Annotated in this window: 3 protein-coding genes; all 3 read right to left on the reverse strand. The window is 67.1% G+C overall.

Annotation, left to right across the window (positions count from 1 at the left end; genetic code table 11):
- The coding region (locus PKD06_RS09325; RefSeq protein WP_324379812.1) for an S-adenosylmethionine synthetase N-terminal domain-containing protein at nt 1–410 on the reverse strand (410 nt) is incomplete at its 3' end.
- 90 nt (nt 411–500) lie between these two features.
- Nucleotides 501–926 (reverse strand): helix-turn-helix transcriptional regulator, encoded by a 426-nt coding sequence (locus tag PKD06_RS09330; RefSeq protein ID WP_324379814.1) that lies wholly within the window; start codon nt 924–926, stop codon nt 501–503.
- A gap of 26 nt (nt 927–952) precedes the next feature.
- A partial coding sequence (locus tag PKD06_RS09335; protein WP_324379816.1) for an apolipoprotein N-acyltransferase occupies nt 953–1,363 on the reverse strand: 411 nt, incomplete at its 5' end.

A 1,363-nucleotide genomic window follows, 5' to 3' on the forward strand; every position in this document is an offset into this window, starting at 1 on the left:
GCATAGCCGAACATGATGCCCTGGTCGCCCGCGCCCTCGTCCTTGTTGCCGGCGGAATCGACGCCCTGCGCGATATCGGCGGATTGAGGGTGCAGCAGGACCTCGATCTCGGCATTCCCCCAGTGGAAGCCGTCCTGCTCGTAGCCGATATCCTTGATGGCCTTGCGGGTCAGGTCGACGATGGCGGCCTCGTCGATGCTCCTGGGGCCGCGATATTCGCCGGCGATGATGACGCGGTTCGTGGTCGCGAGCGTCTCGCAGGCGGCGCGGATGCTCCACGGATCCAGCCCCTCCTTGGCGCCGGCCCGGAAGAAGGCGTCGACGACCTCGTCGGAGATGCGGTCGCACACCTTGTCGGGATGACCCTCGGAAACGGACTCGCTCGTGAACAGGTAATCGGCTCGGGCCACGTGTTTCGGTCTCCGGTGGGGGCGTGCCTCGGGAGCGGCCGCGCGCGGCCATCTGCCACCTGCGGCCGGCGAGGTCAAGCAGATCGTTCGTTAAGCCGAACGATCGTCCGCCTCTTCATCCCCCGGTGCCGCCAGCACGGTTGCGATCTCGATCACCTTCCGCCGCATGCGCGGATCGGCGATCCGGTGGAAGGCGCGCAGCAGCTTGAGGGCGTCCGAGGTCAGCATCTCGCCCTCATAGGGCACCGGCGCTTCCGCGAAGCCGGATTCCGGGGTGTCGGGAAGGTCGTTCCCCCCGTACAGATAATTGATGGTGACCCCCAGCGCGGTGGCGATCTGGTGAAGCCGGCTGGCGCTGATCCGGTTGGTCCCTTTCTCGTATTTCTGAACCTGCTGGAAAGTCAGGCCCAGGGCCTCTCCCAGTTTCTCCTGGCTCATGCCGATGAGCGTGCGGCGCATGCGGACACGCGTGCCCACCTGCCGATCCACATCGTTCGGAGCTTTCTTGGTACTCATGATCAGAACTTGTCAGCCATGGCTGATCACCCTTGGATGCGCGGCGTCGCGGCGCGGGGAGCGCCTGCGATAGCCCCAATGAGAGCAAGTGTACACAAGGCAAGTGCGATAAAGCCCCCGAATCGCGCCGCCGGCGGCGCGGCCAGGACGCCCGGGAGCGGCGCGTCGAGAACGCCTTCGCGCCCGAGCGGCAGGGAGGCGACGACGCGCCCGTAGGGATCCACGACCGCGGAAATACCCGTATTGGCGGCACGCACGAGCGGCAGCCCCTGCTCCACGGCCCGCAGCCTCGCCTGGGCGAAATGCTGGTAGGGCCCCGGAGTGTTGCCGAACCAGGCGTCGTTCGTGACGTTCACGATCCAGCCCGGCCGCGGGCCGTCCACCGTGACCTCCTCCGGGAAGATCGCCTCGTAGCAGATCGTCGGCACGGCGGGGGG

Origin of the sequence: Enterovirga sp. (assembly GCF_035325185.1) — a bacterium.
Classification (GTDB): Bacteria; Pseudomonadota; Alphaproteobacteria; order Rhizobiales; family Beijerinckiaceae; genus Enterovirga.